2 protein-coding genes are annotated in these 1,490 nt (G+C 48.9%); both read right to left on the bottom strand.

Features of this window, described 5'->3' with window-relative positions; translation table 11 throughout:
- Nucleotide 1: 1 nt before the first annotated feature.
- A complete protein-coding gene (locus ABD949_RS18245) occupies nt 2-439 on the bottom strand; it encodes a DUF1016 N-terminal domain-containing protein (RefSeq protein ID WP_345245586.1) in 438 nt (145 codons plus the stop codon).
- Nucleotides 432-1,373, bottom strand: a complete 942-nt coding sequence (locus ABD949_RS18250) for a type I restriction endonuclease subunit R, EcoR124 family (RefSeq protein ID WP_345245588.1) — start codon at nt 1,371-1,373, stop codon at nt 432-434. The genes ABD949_RS18245 and ABD949_RS18250 overlap by 8 nt, the downstream gene beginning before the upstream one ends.
- Between the last annotated feature and the right edge of the window lie 117 nt (nt 1,374-1,490).

Genomic DNA, 1,490 nt, shown 5'->3' on the forward strand with positions numbered 1-1,490 from the left:
ATCAAGTGAGCACAATAGAACATTTCATAGATTGGCTGATGAAGCAGTTGGCCAAGCCGCTGAAGATTCCCATCCGCATCTTTTTCTTCAGTGTCCAGCACTGAGATACTGCGACAGCTTGTCGCAGTTTTGTATCGGCCTGATGATACCGCTCATAAAAGCGTTTCATGTCCCACAAGTTACGGGGAGACAGCCCCATATCCGGAAACTCGTTTTTCAGATCTATGGATAATTGGTTTATCACACCGCTGCCATAGCCCTCTTCCAGTTGTTTTTCGGAAAGCAACTTTCCCAGATTCCAGTAAACCGATTGCGTACTGCTGTTTACCTGTCGGGCAATCAACATACGGGCCGTGCGGATTTGGCTAATCGCCTGGTTTACTATCTCTGCATACGCGGCTTCGTTCAGTTGCGGTGGTGTTGGCTTGGTTTTACTCATAAGCAGCTAATCCGGCAATGTCACGCCCCTGGGCCATTTTTTTCAATTGGGGCACCAGGTCTTCCATCAGGGCCAGTTCCTTTACCCGGCGTTCCTTCCAGCTTAGCGCCAGCGGCTCCAACAGGTCGGTGAGTTTTTCGCCATCAAAAATCATCCGGCTCATAATACCATCGACAAAGGCTTTCAGGTCCGCCGTTTGTAAGCCGTGTTTGTGGGCCAGATTGGTCAGCTCCTTTTGGTTTTTCTCTGCCTTAAACTGGTCGTAGCCTTTGGTTAAGGTCGTCGTATCCTGTCCGCTGTTCCAGTCAAGCCCGTTGATATAGTCCGTCAAATCCTCCTGCTCGTCCATCAGGTTGGCGTTGGCGCTCAGCAGGCTTATCACCTGTTCTTTGGTCATCTTTTGCCGGGCAGGTTTCGTTTGGGTACTGTCGGCAATCAGGTTCATGATATAATCGTAATCGATCACGGCCGACGCAAAAAGCACAAACTCAAAATCCAGTTGCTGAATGTCGGGTGGTGCCTGCTCCCCTTCTTTTTGCTGTAGTTCCTTTAACTGTTTAGCCGTTTCTAAATATGAGCTTCTGAACACCTGCAAGGTTTGCTCCGGCAAAATGGCCTCAATCTGGGCTTGTTGTGCGTCGTCTAAATCGGTGTATTGGTCGAGCTGAGTTTTTAGTCGTTGTACCTCCTTGAAATTTTTGACAAAGGCAATTCGGGCGGCATCCCCTTTCAGGTTATAGACTTCCTCCGGTTCGCTAACCAGATTGTGTTGGTGCATAAATACACCTAAGGCTTCAACGGCCTTCTGGTATTTGTCAATCACCACGGGCGCGGGGTCAACCAGCCAAATTTCTTTGGCTCGTCCGTTGTCCTCGCCCGAGAAGAGCGCAATCGCCTGATTTACGGCATCCTGTTGCGAGCGAAAGTCCAGGATATTGCCGTATGGTTTAGAACCTGTTTAAATTTTACGGCTAATGCGATAAATGTTCGCCAGATACACAAAGGATTCGGCCGATGAACAGTCACATTCATAATCTTTGCTGAGTCGGCG

This window comes from Nibrella saemangeumensis, from assembly GCF_039541915.1.
GTDB classification, from domain to species: Bacteria; Bacteroidota; Bacteroidia; order Cytophagales; family Spirosomataceae; genus Nibrella; species Nibrella saemangeumensis.